We start from the raw sequence: 14,865 nt of genomic DNA, 5'->3' as shown, positions 1-14,865 counted from the left end.
ATCATTCACTTACTGCCAATCTTTTTTCGACCAAGCTCACAACAATTGTTAACAAGGCAACAAGCACTAAATAATAAACGGCAACGATTAACAAATAAGTCATTTCATCAAAATTATTCGATCCTAAAGTCGTCGCAACATTGAACAATTCATTCATCGATATGAAGGCAGCTAGTGAAGAATCTTTCAATCCGATAATAAACTGGTTTCCAAGTGGAGGCAGAGCTCTCTTGAAAGCTTGTGGAAGAATGATTCTACGCATGGCTAATCCTCTTGTCATACCGAGGGATCGTCCGGCTTCCATTTGCCCTTTATCAATCGACTGAATCGTCCCGCGGAAAATTTCTGCAATATACGCACCGTTATGAAAGGCAAGTGCGAGTGCTGCTGCCCAAAAGTCGGGAATAAGAAAAATTCCACTAAAACCGAAATACAAAATAAAAATCTGAACAATGAGCGGGGTACCTCGAACAAGGAATACATATATATCTGAAAGATAGCCGAAAACTTTTACTCTTGAAATTTTTAACAAGGCAAAAAATAATCCAAATACAATTCCAATTAGGATGGAAACGACCGTTAACTTCAAGGTCCATAACATGGCCTCAAGGAAAAGACCTTTACTGTTAATTAATGTCTCGATAAAATGTGAAATACTTGGCAAAATAAGATCACCCTTTCTCTATTATTCTGGTTTTCTCGTTATATCTTGACCGAAATACTTTTTACTAATTCGGGCAAGTGTCCCATTGTCACGCAGTTTTTGAAGTGCTTCATTCACTCGTTTAAGCAGTTGGGGATTATCTTTCGGAACGACAATAGCCTGTTCACTTCTTTCTATTAATTGTTTCCCTATTATGTCAAAGCCCTCTTTTTTTGCACTTTTTCCCGTGACAAAGTCGGTAATCACTGCATCATGTCTACCTATACTTAAAGCCTTTAATGCCGTAATATCACTGTCGTACATTTTAATATTGTTTGTGTACTTTTTTGCTGTGTCAGCATACGTAGAACCCTTTGCTACAGCAACTTCTTTTCCTTTTAAATCATCCACGGTTTCAATTTTGCTATCAGGCCTAGTAAATATTTGGGGTCCCGAGTAATAGTATGGAGTGGAAAAAGCAACTTGCTTGGCCCGTTCGGAGTTAATGGTGTGGCTGGCAACTGCGACATCCGCTCTGCCCGTCTTAATTCCTTCAATAAGTCCTTTAAACTTCATTCTCTTCTGAACTGGTTCGAGACCTAATTCTTTTCCAATAGCATTACCTACCTCGATATCGAAACCAGTCATCGATAAGTCATCATTTTTCACATAACTAAAGGGTTTGAATTCTCCCGAGGCAGCAAAGATAAACTTCTGTTTATCAATCAGCTCGGTTCCATCCGATAGTTGTTCCTTCTGGGCACATGCTGTCAATACAGCTATTAAAAACATGCCTGTGATCATATGTATCAATCGTTTCCTCATGCCTGATGATTCTCCTCTCTTTTCAAGCCATACTATGTATTACCCAGCAAGCATTAGTTTCAACCATAAAAAAAGACACATTCCGTGCTATTTAGGCATTCTATATAATTAAAAAATACAAATATACCAAGATTTAGGTTCCTTTTTATATGAAGAAAAATGTTATCATTAAAATAGGAAACTCCTCCAAATATCTAAAAACTATGAAACAATTAAACGATTTCTTCGTCTAAAATAAAGACTATATTTTGATTTAGAAAGGGTATAACATTGAAAAAGAAAAAGAGAAAAGGAAGATTTTTATTTATTATTCCACTCGTGTTATTATTGCTTTTTTATATACAATCAACTAAAAATCCAAGTAATCATTTGACTAATAACTTAAATAAAAAAAATACTCCCACTTTCCCCACGGAGCTCAATCCGATAGTTAAAGAACGAACTAAGCAATTAATCCAAAAAGCAGCGAAAAAGGGAATCACAGTCGTGATTACGGATGACTTTCGTAGCGCAGCCGATCAAGATCGACTTTATCAAAAGGGGCGGACAGCTGGCGGAGCGATTGTAACGAATGCCAAAGGTGGTGAGTCTTATCATAATTATGGGCTTGCAGTTGATTTTGCACTAAAGAACCGTTCTGGAGACATTATTTGGGATATGCAATACGATGGAAATAAAAATGGAAAACAAGATTGGTACGAAGTGGTGGATATAGCAAAAGCCTTAGGCTTCTCATGGGGTGGCGATTGGGTGAAATTTAAAGATTACCCACACCTTCAAATGAATTTTGGCTTAAGCATTTCTGATTTACAAGCTGGTGCAAGGCCGAATACTTCCTCCTTGACTGCTGATACGAATGAAACGAAATAATATTAGTAATACGCAAAAAGGCAGTCCCTCAGGGAACTACCTTTTTTTGTTTGGTTGCTCTATATCAATGTTTCATATACTCGTTTTTAGGATAACTTACAAAAAAGCTTATTTTTCTCTTAGTTCGTATATCTAAATTCATACTTTCAGCCCGATAAGGAAAACTATAACTATAACATCAATAACTGGAGCGAAAATGTATGAGAAAAGTGTTTCAAATTTACAAAAATGATTGGGTAAATGTGTTTAAAACACCGATTGCACTGTTTTTGATCATTGCTTTAATGATTCTCCCATCATTATATGCCTGGTTTAATCTTAAAGCTTCGTGGGACCCATATGGAAATACATCACATATTCCTATCGCTGTAACAAACGCTGATGAAGGGGCTGTTTTACGAGGTAAAAATATTGATGTGGGCAAGGAAATTGTCAACACATTGAAAAAAAATAATGCACTTGGTTGGACATTTGTCAGTGAGGAAAAAGCCGCGCATGGATTGGAACACGGGGATTATTATGCAACCATTTATATTCCAAAAGATTTTTCAAAACGGATCACCACTCTCTTAGATGATCAACCAATAAAACCGGAGATCACATACAGTGTTAATGAAAAAATCAATGCCATTGCCCCAAAGATTACATCGAAAGGGGCCTCAACAATAACGGAAAATGTCAGTTCTAACTTTGTTAAAACAGTTAGTAAGGCCGTTCTTACCGAGTTTAATAAAATAGGCATTGAATTACAAAGGGAATTACCGACTATTTTAAAAATGGAAAATCTTTTATTTGAATTAGAAAAGCATTTACCAGATATTCGAGACATGGGAAATAAAGCATTAGCATTTGAAAAGAAATTACCGGAAATTCGAAAGCAAGGACAAAAAATTATCGCTTTAGAAAAAATGCTCCCCGAAATCAATCAATCATCAAAAGAGATATTGAAGCTGGAAGATAAGCTGCCGGAACTTAAAAACATTGGAAATGATATCGTAACTTTACAAAAAAAGCTACCAGACATCCAAAAAGCAGCAAAAAAGGTAACGGAGATTGATCAACATTTTGACACGATACAAAAAGGGATTCAAACTGCATTAGATGACACGGCAAAGGCACAGAAAATCATTCAAACTGCCCTAGGTTCAATGCCTAAAGTGGAACAGGTAGTAGGAAATGGAAAAGAGATGGCAGAGGCGGCAAATAACTTTTTAGCTAAAAATGAAGCTGCTTTTGCCTCGATGATCCCGGTTTTGAAGCAAAATTTATTACTTTTAAAACAAACAGCTGATACCGTTAACGGGTTAACGAACAGCTTAAAAGATAATAGCATGAATCCGGAATCAGCACTACAAATGTCACAAGCTTTAGATGAACAATTGACAAACGGGATCAACGAAATCGATCGAACCATTGGAATGTTTACTCGCATCAATGAGAATATGCCAAATAAACCACTTTCAAGAGTTATTCAGAAACTTGGGGATGCAAAGGCAAAATTTGAACAACAGCTTACACTCGTCAAAAAAATTGAAGCACCCTTAAAAGAAGGAAAGCAACCGAATTCCCAATTGATTTCTCAATTAAACCAAACATCTCAACAAGCAAGTCAGTTATTAAATAATATTCTTGGTCGATACGATTTAGAAATTGCGCCAAATATGACGGAAGGGTATAAAAAGCTTATACAAGTAGCGAAAGATTCAGTCTCGGTTTTAAATACAGCCAAAGAAAAGCTACCTGATATTAAGCAAATTTTACAGGATTCAGCGAAAGCTGCGAACTTTGGCCACGATCGTTTAAAACAATTGCAGCAAGATCTTCCTAATATTGAAAAAAAGGTACATGAAACAGTACAAAAAATTCAAACAGTCATGCCAAAAGTCGTTCAAGGAGTAAATGCCGCGGCAAACTTTTTTCACAATGACTTTCCAAAATTAGAACCAAAAATTCATAAGGCAGCGGATTTTGTAAGAAATGATCTACCAGGTGTTGAAAATGATATTCGACGGGTAGCGGAACTCATTCGCACAAAGCTTCCTGAAGTGGAAGAAGCAGCACATAAAATTGCTAATTTAGTTCGAAATGACTTGCCCAACCTTGAAAAGGCAGTTAAAAATGCAGCAAATAAAGTACGGAAGTTTAATAATGAGGAAAATTTAGGAGACATCATTGAACTGTTAAAAAATGATATCAATAAAGAAAGTGATTTTCTAGCAAACCCTGTTCTATTAAAGGAACATAAAGTATTTCCTATTCCAAACTACGGATCAGCGAATTCACCTTTCTACACGACATTAAGTCTTTGGGTAGGTGCACTGCTCTTGATTTCCTTATTAAGGGTGGATGTGGAGAATAGAGAATCTTTTTATTCCCCTTATCATGAATATTTTGGGAGATTTCTTACTTTCGCTACAATAGGTTTGTTTCAAGCGTTAATTGTTACTTTAGGGGATTTGTTCCTCCTGAAAGCATATGTAGCAGATAAAGTCCCATTTATTCTTTCCGGTATTTTTATTAGCTTTGTATTCATGTCCATTGTTTACACACTCGTTTCTATTTTCGGGAATGTAGGTAAAGGATTGGCGATTATTCTGCTCGTACTTCAAATTTCAGGATCGGGAGGGACGTTTCCCATTCAAGTAACCCCACCTTTTTTTCGAGCAATCAATCCATTTTTGCCATTTACCTATGCCATTAATTTAATGCGAGAAACGGTCGGCGGAATGGTACATGATCTAGTTATCCATAATATTCTGTTTCTCTTGCTATTTTTAATTATCGGGTTTGCCTTAGGTATACTCTTGAAAAAACCATTAGCGAAGCATACTGAAAAAATAGCTGAATTAGCGAAGAAAAGTAAGCTTATACATTAGAATAAAAGGGACGAAATTTAGCTTGAAACTAGATATCGTCCCAAATCCCTAACAGGTACGCTATAATAAAAGAAAAAGGAGTTGGTAAAATGGCAATTAGGAGAGAAGATATTCATAAATTAATTGAAGAAGTACCCGACGAAAAACTTTCAGATCTTGTAAAGGTCATTAAACTTTTGACCATTTCTGAAGAAGAACCAACTAAAGATGAAAATAAGTTAATTAAAGAAGCTCTAAAAGAATATGAAAATGGTGAAACTAGTTCGTATACAATAGATGAATTGCGTAAGGAATATTTAGAAGATGAGTAAATATATACTTGAATTGTCTAAAGGCTCTAAAAAGTTCCTTGATAAGAGTGACAAAATTACAAGAGAACGAATAATTAATGTCATACATGCTCTTACTGAAAATCCCTACTCCTATGCAGGAACTATAAAACTTACTGGGTATGAGAATATTTACAGAGTTAGAGTAGGAAAGTACAGGATAATATATCAAATACTAAATGAAAAGCTTATAATTTTTATTCAAGATATCGATAGCAGAGGGGATATATATAAAAAGTTATAATAATCTATGCATAGAATATTCTTTATGAATATTAACCAATTTCCTACCAATTAACTATAATCCCACATAATAAAAACATTCAGCACAAAAAAACCTTACCACGTATTCAACATGGCAAGGTTTCTTCCAAATCACTGTATAAATTCTTTCATAACTTCTGATGGTGTTAGAGTGGGACCTGATGATCCCTTATTTCACCTCAGCAGGTTTCATTTGTGTGCTTTCCTGTGAATTTAACTCACTGATAGCTTTGCTACTTGTATCGACACGTTTAACAAATAGGGCTAATACTAAAGCGACAATATTTATAGCAAGAGCTACATAGAATGAATATTGTATACCGGCTAATAAAGCCTTTTGCGTTAATAAAGCTTCTGTAGCTTTTGTTAAAGTTGTTGGGTCGACGCTTGTCATTAAGTCTTCTGCTTTTGTTTTTGTCACGGAATTCATAATGGTTACAAGAACGGCTGTACCAATCGAACCGGACACTTGCTGTGCGGTATTGTTAATCGCCGTACCGTGTGGATTTAAGCGATTTGGCAGTTGATTTAAACCGTTTGTCATTATTGGCATCATTACCATTGACATACCAAACATACGAAGCGTGTAAACTAAAATAATATAAGAGTAACTAGAATCGATTTGTAAGTTTGCTAACATGTATGTTGAAACTGCTGTAACTATAAGGCCTACCACAGCAAGAATTCGCGGACCGAATTTATCGAATAGTTTCCCTGTTATTGGTGACATAATCCCCATTATAATTGCACCAGGAAGCATCATTAAACCGGAATCAAGTGGTGATATACCTCTTACACTTTGTACATATGCCGGTGTTAAAATCATACCGGAGAACATAGCTACCGCGTTTACGATTGCAATTATGGATGCAAGTGTAAACATTGGGTACTTATATGCACGTAAATCTAAAAGCGGTTCCTTCAGTTTTAATTGACGGATAATGAAAGCGACTAAGGCAATAGCACCCACAATTAAAGTAGTTAAGACTAATGAATCAGTCCATCCATCTGAACTTGCGGAACTAAAACCATATAATAATCCACCAAAACCGAGAGTAGATAATATAATGGAGAAGAAATCAACAGTAGCCTTTTTGTTTTGATCCATTACATTTTTCATTTTCCAAATTGCTAACAGTAAACTGATGATCGCTAAAGGCAAAATCATTTTGAATAGTAATCGCCAGTCATAATACTCTACAATATAACCTGATAATGTTGGCCCAATAGCCGGCGCTGTAATCATAACTAATCCGAAAACTCCCATTGCTGTCCCACGTTTTTCACGAGGGAAGCTAACTAACATAATATTCATTAACAAAGGTCCCATTACCGAAGAACCAGCTGCTTGGATCATTCGCCCAGCAAGCAATACACTAAAGTTTGGTGCAAAGGCTGCCGTTGCAGTACCTAGTGTAAAAATCGCCATAGCTGTAATAAATAAATTACGATTTGAAAAGCGTGTGATCAAGAAAGCTGATGCTGGAATTAAGACACCGCTGACTAGCATATAACCTGTGGCCAGCCACTGAACGGTTGAATAATCTTTAATTTTCAAGTCCACCATAATAGACGGCAATGCGACATTTAATAGCGAGTTATTTAAAAAAGAAACAAAAGCTCCTATAAATAAAATCGCCAGCATTAAATACGGTGGTTTCTTTTGTTGTATAATTGAATCCATATTTTTGTATCTCCTTATTCTGTAAAATTAACTCAATGGACTATTCTTCTAGGATCACCTAGGCATTTTGATTGCCCATATATTTGAAATTAGGTCGTTTACAAATCCGAACGTTTATCCCTTTTTTTTGAAGTTTTTCCACAATGTTTTTTAAATTTATCTTCTTCTTTTTCCTTGCTTCAAAGGTCATTAGTCCTCTTCCTTATATAAGCCTCTTTTTAGAAGTTCTATTTGATCGATATAATTTTTTAATGTTTCTTCGTCCGATAATTCCTTACCAAACATATGAACAAGATTATGAAAGGTTACTGCTGTAGCAATTTTCATTATATGATGCAGATCCTTTTCGTCCTTTATGTTCAAATTTTTAGTATTAATCAAATGAATGATATCGAAATACTGTTTTTTCTGACTCTCCTCGTAAAGATTATTCACTAATGTGTTTTCAAGCTTATAATTCATATTTAAAAAAGCATTTTTAAAAAAGCTTTTATGCTCAGGATTTTTGTGAATTCTAATCATAAATTGAAAGGATTCGATAAATGTTTCAAAAATATCACCATCCTTCTCCTTTAAAATGGATATGAATCGTTCCGCATTTTTTTTCGATAGTTGATTTAACAAGTAAAAATATAAATCCTCTTTATCCTCAAAATACTGATAAAAGCTGCCTCTAGGAATTCCGGCATTTTTAATAATATTTGCAATCGATGCTTCATGTAATGGGACTCTGGAAAACTCCTCTTTAGCGGATATAATTAAAGTTTCCTGCTTATCTTTAGATAAGTGAAAAAACGTTTGTTTTGGCATTGTTACTTTCTCACCTCGATTTGTGACAACGTGTCATATGCAATTGCATTTCATTATTATATATGACACATTGTCATAAGTCAATAATAAAAATGACGTTGTGTCACATTTTTTTAAATATAAAATCCATCGAATAATAATACACGTCTAACACCCTACACTTTCATTAAATTCATTAACAATTGGGCATATTAATTTGACGGCAATGTAAGGTACCAAATTGATTCCAACAATTCACTATTTAAATTCTGGCAATTTTGCGACAAATATGTTCAAATAGAGCGGTCATTTTGAACAGTGGAGAATGTCAATTTGACCAAACCAATACCAGAGATTACTTCAGAGACTACTTCAAAGATTAATATATAATCCCTTGTAAAACAGGATGGTATTAATTTTGGCAGTAATTTAAAAATATTTGTTTAGTGGGTTTCTTTTTTATCGTTTAATTTATATAAGTGAAACCACAAGTTATCAAAACCGATGATCAACATTGCAGGATAAAGAGCAATGACTTCCAGGATCAGGCTTAGACATGGCTTGTTGTGGTTATGAGGTAACAAGTATAATATAAATAGATAATAATTGTAATGAGGAGCGTGATTGCATGGCTATACCACGAAACGATAGCACACTTACGTACTCAGAATATCTGGAATTGGGCGATGATATAAGGTATGAGGTAATTGATGGCCAAGTTTACAATATGTCCCCAGCACCTTCCACTAAACATCAAGCCATTCAAAGAGAGTTGTTAACTGAATTTAATATTTATTTAAGAGGAAAAAATTGCAGTGTTTTTGGATCTCCACTTGATGTTTGTTTCACTGAGGAAGATAACGACATTAAAAAAATTAAAGAATGGGTAGAGCCTGATCTTGTTGTGGTATGTGATAAAGATAAGATTCATGAAAAACGAATAGTTGGCGTTCCTGATTTAGTTGTTGAAATCCTTTCTAAATCAACGGCAAAAAAAGATAAACTTATTAAGTTCAATCGCTATCAAAAAGCAGGTGTAAAAGAATACTGGATTGTTGATCCCTTACATGAGACTATTGACGTTTATTTGCTACAAAATGGAGCCTATAAACATGCTGGTATATATTTTAAAGAAGATCATATTCCAGTTAACTTGTTTGAGGATTTTTCGATTGATTTAATGAATATATTTAGAGATACGGATTATTAAAAATACCTGCCCTAAATGTGTTAGTGTTAACGGATAGAGGGTTGAATTTTATAAACACATCGAAAAAAATCCCGGGCTACTCTTAGAGTAAACCCGGAATAAGATTAGAAAAAGTGTATTAAACAGCATCTTTATGCTGCTTATTTGCTGGGGTGACATCGTGATTTTTCTTCTTCACGAGTAAATAGACAAGTGATAAGAAAACAAGCCACGGAACCCCAAATTGAAGCATGATTTTAAAATCAGTAAACCATGCGGTAATCATTAAACTTAACAGGAGGAGACCGCCCAATAATGTTAAATATGGAAAACCAAGCATTTTCACTGGTAATTTGCGGCCGCCGGCTTTCTCCCATCTTTTTCGGAAAAATAAATGGGAAACAAAAATTACTAACCAAGTAAAGAGAGAACCGAACATCGAGATTCCCATCATAAAAGCATAGGATGACCCCGGCATTAATGCACTGACGACAGCAGCGACGATGATTCCTGCTGTAGAAACAGCTAATGCTACGGTTGGAACTCCTTTTTTATTCAGTTTGCCAAATATTACTGGAGCAAATCTTTCTGTCGATAAAGAGTACATGGTCCGTGAAGATGCATACAGCTGACCATTCATAGACGATAAAGCGGCTGTCAGCACAATAAAGTTCATAATACCGGATGCGCCCGGGATATTTAAATAATCCATTACTTTCACAAATGGACTTTCTTCAATACCAGCCTGACTCCATGGAACAATCATTAACATGATGGTCATCGTCAACACATAGAATACAGTTAAGCGGAATACAGTTGCTTTTAATGCCTTTGGTACAGCAGTATCCGGATCCTTCGCTTCACCTGCTGTAACCGCTATCAATTCCGTGCCTAAAAAACTAAATAGCGAAATAAATACCGCTATCCACATTCCTTTGAAACCGAAGGGAAAAAAACCACCGTCACTAACTAGATTATTCATGCCTCCGTGATGTTGGCCGGTTGGTCCAAAAAGAACATATGCCCCAAGAAGAATAAATCCTACAATGGCACTCACTTTTATCATTGAGAACCAATATTCAAATGTTCCAAATGCATTAACACTTGTCAAGTTTACATAAATTAGTACAGCTCCGAAGACGATGATCCACACAATTCCTGGAACCGAAGGAAACCAGTATTTCATATAAACAGCAATAGCACTTACTTCAACACCAATCCCAAGAACTTGGGCAATCCAATACGAATATCGGACAAGAAATCCAACCATTGGATGAAGGTATCGGTCGGCGATTGTTCCAAATGAACCTGATGTTGGATGGGCAACCGTCATTTCTGCTAGACAACCCATTAATAATAAAACAATAAATGCACCAATCGCGTAACTAATAATTACACTTGGTCCTGATGCCCCAACTGCCAGTCCGCTTCCTAGAAAAAGCCCTGTTCCAATTGCCATCCCCATTGATATCATTGACAGCTGTCCCGTTGTTAACTGCCGCTTTAATCCCTCACCGCCAGTGCTCCCTTTCATTCCTTCATCCCCTCCATCTTCCATTCCCCAACTTATATCAGAGGGAATGAACCCTTCGATCAAGTTTCATTTTTTCCGTTTTAAGCTACGATCTCACGTGTGTTTTCAAATTTCTCATACTGTTTTTCCACCACAATTTTCTTCAAAATCTGTACTGCATTCCAAACATCCTCGTAGGACGTATAAAGTGCAACAGGTGCAAGACGAATCCCTTTGGGTGCTCGGAAATCCGGGATAACAGCATTTTCTTTCAATGATTTACAAATTCTTGCGGCTTCCTTATGCTCAAGATACACATGTCCGCCACGTCGTGCATCTTCCCGTGGTGTTCCAATGGTATATCCCAATCCCGCTAATTCCGTATCAATTAAATCCATTAAATATTGGTTTATTTTCAATGACTTTGTACGGATATTTTCAATACCGGCTTCTGCAAATATCTCTAATGATCCAATTAAAGGAGCCGTACTTAACACATGAGGGGTGCCTATTTGGAAAGCCCCTGCTGTTTCGGCAGGTGTTAAGGTTAGTTCTAAATCGAATTGTTTATCTTTTCTCGAACTGAACCATCCTGCCATCCCGGGAAGTTTGCCAAAATGTTTCCGATTGACGAATAGGCCGGCAACACCGCCAGGTCCTCCGTTTAAATGTTTATAGTTGCACCAAAAGGCAAAGTCAACATCCCAGTCACTGAAAGAATGCGGGATGGAACCTACAGAGTGACAACCATCAAAGCCGATTAGTATCCCACGTTTATGCGCTTCTTCAGTTAATCGTTTTATATCTAATATTTGTCCGCTGCGATAAAGTACAGTTGGAAGCACGATCAAGGCAATCTCATCAGTCATTGCGGCAATAATATCTTCTTCTTCTAAAAAGCGGCCATCTCTGCTTTTCGCAAGGACTAAATGTGTATCTGGATTATAACCATGATTTCTTAACTGACTTTGCAATGCATATAAATCGGTTGGAAACGTCAGTTCATCCGCCAAAATTTTCGTCCGGTTTCCTTCTGGTTTATAAAAAGTTGTAACGAGCTGATGGAGATTAACTGTTGTGGAACCCGTAACAATTACTTCTTCAGGTGAAGCACCTACTAGCGGTGCGAGCTTTTTGCCTAATTCCTCTGCCATAAAGAACCATGGATGATTTCCCATTGTCCAGCCATCTATTCCATACTGTTTCCAATCATCTAAAGATTCTAGAAGAGTTTTCTCTGCTCTCTTCGATAGGAGTCCCAGTGAGTTACCATCTAAATAAATGGTACCTGGCTTTAAGTAAAATTCTTCACGAAAATGTGAAAGAGTATCCTCTTTATCTAATTGTTTAGCAAAATCTAATGTTGGTAAAAATGTTGATTCCATTTAAATCCCCGCTTCCCTCTATTGAAATCGTTTACAAACAAAATATAACAAACAATATGACATCATGTCAATATTATTATTTTCTGAAGATTTAACACTATGTAAATACTTAAATCCAAAATTGGTTTTTCCGTTTTTTAAAACTAAGCTTTTTTCCTCATAAAACGCTTTGAAACTAAATGGAAAAGAAAACGATTACTTTACTTCCTTTTTTTATTAAATCCTTATATGCTAGAGATAATGGAGGGTTCGTATGAAACAGAAAGAGGACAAACGACATTTGCGATCAGCAAAAACAAGGAAAAAATTATTAGAAGCTGCTATGGAGGTCTTTCTTCAAGAGGGATTTCAAAAAGCAACGATTTCACAAATGATAAAAAAGGCAAATATTGGTTATGGGACAGCCTATGTACATTTTGAAGGAAAAGAGGAGCTTTTAATTGTATTGATGGAGGATGTTATGGATCGCTTTTATGAGATTGCGGAAATCTCATTTTTACCACAATCTAAAACGGAGGCAGAGAAAATAATTAAACATCAGGCAAAATCCTTTTTATTACTAGCGGAAGCCGAACGGGAGATGTTACGTGTCTTTGAACAGGCAATTGGTGTTTCTAGTTTAATTTCGGATAAGTGGAAAGCGATTCGCGAAAAATTTATTCATAGAATTTCAGATGACGTAGCTTATGCCCAACAAAAAGGGTTGGCCAGATCTGAATTAAATCATGAGCTAATCGCACGCGGCTGGTTTTTCATGAATGAAATGTACCTGTGGGAAATTGTACGAAACGAGCATCCCTACTCAGTCGAGGAGATTGCCAACTCCATTACTGTCTTATATGTCAATGGACTTTATATTTAAGTAGTTGTTATCATCAACAAAACGATTAATCAAAGTAGATGGAATGGCGGTATCTTTTATGGATTTCCCATTCCATCTACTATTATTTAATGGAGCTTTCGCAACCAACCCGTAACATGCATATAAGCATATGTATATATGGAAACATATTGGTCAATAATAGCTCATTTTATAAAGATTATTTGAAAGCAAGTGGTCACCTTTTAAGTCATCAGAATGCTATCCCCTATATCGGATAGCTAGCCCTTTCAAGAAGTTTCTAGCGAAATTATCTCCACACTCTTTATAATTTTTATGTCCTTCTTTTCGTAATAAAGCCCCTAGTTCTGCCTTTGATACCCGTAACCCTGCCTGTTTAAAAATATCTAGCATGTCCTCCGTCGTTAAAGCCAATGCAATTTTCACTTTCTTTAAAAGAAGATTATTCACATTTCCACTAGTCTTTAAAGGAGCTTCCGGAGGATTAGCTTGTCCAGGTTTCGGCTCTTGTTTCCCTCTTTTGTAAATTATCAGGCCATTTAAAAATGAATCCAACATACTATGTGTACATTTTATTTGATCTTCATTCTCGAAATCCTCCTCATCATATGTCTTTATGAGTATCTTGACCACCTCCGGTACTGATACCTCTATGCCGCCAAGTCTAAATATCTCTGCCATCTCTTTATTTTTTAATTCCAACGCGTATCGTAATCGAATTAATATATCGTTATTGTCCATCTTCAGACCTCCGTATAATTTGTGCAACCCTATTTAAAAAATATAATTCAACTTCAATTAAATATACCAACAAAACTTATCCGAAGAAAGTGTATTTGCCGCTCAAACATTAAAAGAAGCAGGTTTTTCCCATATTGGGAACCTGCTTCTTCTGCGATATTACTTCCATGCGTGTTTAGTGTGTAACTATCTCTTCCAAATACAGCAGATGTACACTCAGAATTTAGTACATTTTTTATATGCTGTTATTTAACCATTCTATTAGTTCAGATTCTGTAACTTTTTCAAAGTTGATTTCTTTTTCCACTTCAGAAGCTATAGATAATTTCATACCATTCGGTAAATCTCTTGAAAAAAAGGAACAAAAGTCATCTTTTAAAAACCATCTTTCCTTTATCTTGTTGAAAGAAATGTTTGTAGGGTCGATGAAAAAACCTCTTCCTATTAACTTTAAGTAGGCTTCCTTTAATGTCCATAGCGTTGTAATAAAATCAACCTTGTTTTTACTATTATTAAGAAGTTCATATTCCTCATCAGCTAAAAATAATTCAAATTCATATCCTAGTGTTGATAGATTTTTTTCCACATCTATCCCAACTTTATTAGTAGACATTGCAACTACAATCGTATTCTCGCAATGTGATATAGAAATATGCTCTTGATGACCCGTTAAATATGGTTGGCCAAGCTCGGTATGTAATAGACTCAATTGCACATTAAGCTTCTTATTAGCTAACCTCTTTGCCAACGATAATGCGAGTAAGGAATTATACCTATCTGCAAATTTTTTGTACTTCATTAAATAATCTTTTTCACCCGTATTGATGAAACGAAATAATTGATCATAGACTCTAGGGTTAAAGCTAGCTGATATTTGACAAATTCTTATTGTATTATCTTTGGACAGCATTTTACA

General features: G+C 35.7%; 14 protein-coding genes. 6 read left to right on the top strand and 8 right to left on the bottom strand.

The features are described from left to right. Position 1: 1 nt before the first annotated feature. Together MKY81_RS07190 and MKY81_RS07185 are read right to left on the bottom strand one after the other, a co-directional pair. Positions 2–664, bottom strand: a complete 663-nt coding sequence (locus tag MKY81_RS07190) for an amino acid ABC transporter permease (RefSeq protein ID WP_066235497.1) — start codon at positions 662–664, stop codon at positions 2–4. Positions 665–685: 21 nt separating this feature from the next. Further along, entirely contained in the window at positions 686–1,468 is a 783-nt protein-coding gene (locus MKY81_RS07185; protein ID WP_107921237.1) for a transporter substrate-binding domain-containing protein, read from the bottom strand. A 270-nt stretch (positions 1,469–1,738) separates the two neighbouring features. Between MKY81_RS07185 and MKY81_RS07180 the strand changes: the two genes are divergently transcribed. From MKY81_RS07180 to MKY81_RS07165, 4 genes are all read left to right on the top strand, one after another. Continuing rightward, the gene (locus MKY81_RS07180; protein WP_280523946.1) at positions 1,739–2,338 is read left to right on the top strand and encodes a M15 family metallopeptidase; all 600 of its coding nucleotides are present in this window, start codon (positions 1,739–1,741) and stop codon (positions 2,336–2,338) included. Positions 2,339–2,538: 200 nt separating this feature from the next. Next, complete coding sequence (locus MKY81_RS07175) at positions 2,539–5,214, top strand: YhgE/Pip domain-containing protein (RefSeq protein ID WP_341117290.1); 2,676 nt, start codon at positions 2,539–2,541, stop codon at positions 5,212–5,214. An 89-nt stretch (positions 5,215–5,303) separates the two neighbouring features. Next, entirely contained in the window at positions 5,304–5,525 is a 222-nt protein-coding gene (locus MKY81_RS07170) for a hypothetical protein (protein ID WP_066235507.1), read from the top strand. Continuing rightward, positions 5,518–5,787, top strand: a complete 270-nt coding sequence (locus MKY81_RS07165; RefSeq protein ID WP_066235508.1) for a type II toxin-antitoxin system RelE family toxin — start codon at positions 5,518–5,520, stop codon at positions 5,785–5,787. The genes MKY81_RS07170 and MKY81_RS07165 overlap by 8 nt, the downstream gene beginning before the upstream one ends. Before the next feature lie 189 nt (positions 5,788–5,976). On the opposite strand, the gene MKY81_RS07160 is transcribed toward MKY81_RS07165, so the two are convergent. Together MKY81_RS07160 and MKY81_RS07155 are read right to left on the bottom strand one after the other, a co-directional pair. Further along, entirely contained in the window at positions 5,977–7,491 is a 1,515-nt protein-coding gene (locus MKY81_RS07160) for a DHA2 family efflux MFS transporter permease subunit (RefSeq protein ID WP_341117283.1), read from the bottom strand. A 189-nt stretch (positions 7,492–7,680) separates the two neighbouring features. Then, the gene (locus tag MKY81_RS07155) at positions 7,681–8,301 is read right to left on the bottom strand and encodes a TetR/AcrR family transcriptional regulator (RefSeq protein ID WP_108070057.1); all 621 of its coding nucleotides are present in this window, start codon (positions 8,299–8,301) and stop codon (positions 7,681–7,683) included. Between the two features lie 607 nt (positions 8,302–8,908). Here MKY81_RS07155 and MKY81_RS07150 point away from each other — a divergent pair. Then, positions 8,909–9,490 (top strand): Uma2 family endonuclease, encoded by a 582-nt coding sequence (locus MKY81_RS07150; RefSeq protein ID WP_066235516.1) that lies wholly within the window; start codon positions 8,909–8,911, stop codon positions 9,488–9,490. 118 nt (positions 9,491–9,608) lie between these two features. Here the strand turns inward: MKY81_RS07150 and MKY81_RS07145 are convergent, their stop codons facing one another. Both MKY81_RS07145 and kynU read right to left on the bottom strand, forming a co-directional pair. Continuing rightward, on the bottom strand, positions 9,609–11,027 hold the full coding sequence (locus MKY81_RS07145) for an amino acid permease (RefSeq protein ID WP_181294583.1): 1,419 nt from the start codon (positions 11,025–11,027) through the stop codon (positions 9,609–9,611). A 56-nt stretch (positions 11,028–11,083) separates the two neighbouring features. After that, entirely contained in the window at positions 11,084–12,367 is a 1,284-nt protein-coding gene (kynU, locus tag MKY81_RS07140) for a kynureninase (protein ID WP_108070055.1), read from the bottom strand. Between the two features lie 253 nt (positions 12,368–12,620). Between kynU and MKY81_RS07135 the strand changes: the two genes are divergently transcribed. Then, a complete protein-coding gene (locus tag MKY81_RS07135) occupies positions 12,621–13,229 on the top strand; it encodes a TetR/AcrR family transcriptional regulator (protein ID WP_328007371.1) in 609 nt (202 codons plus the stop codon). A gap of 219 nt (positions 13,230–13,448) precedes the next feature. Here the strand turns inward: MKY81_RS07135 and MKY81_RS07130 are convergent, their stop codons facing one another. Both MKY81_RS07130 and MKY81_RS07125 read right to left on the bottom strand, forming a co-directional pair. After that, entirely contained in the window at positions 13,449–13,949 is a 501-nt protein-coding gene (locus tag MKY81_RS07130; protein WP_066235522.1) for a YehS family protein, read from the bottom strand. A gap of 235 nt (positions 13,950–14,184) precedes the next feature. Then, positions 14,185–14,859, bottom strand: coding sequence for a 4'-phosphopantetheinyl transferase family protein (locus MKY81_RS07125; protein WP_066235524.1), 675 nt, complete (start codon positions 14,857–14,859; stop codon positions 14,185–14,187). Positions 14,860–14,865: the final 6 nt, after the last annotated feature.

The organism is Heyndrickxia sp. FSL W8-0423, from assembly GCF_038009395.1.
GTDB lineage: Bacteria > Bacillota > Bacilli > Bacillales > Bacillaceae_C > Heyndrickxia > Heyndrickxia sporothermodurans.
The sequence above is the reverse complement of the archived record's forward strand: the minus strand, read 5'-3'. Positions and strand labels throughout refer to the sequence as shown.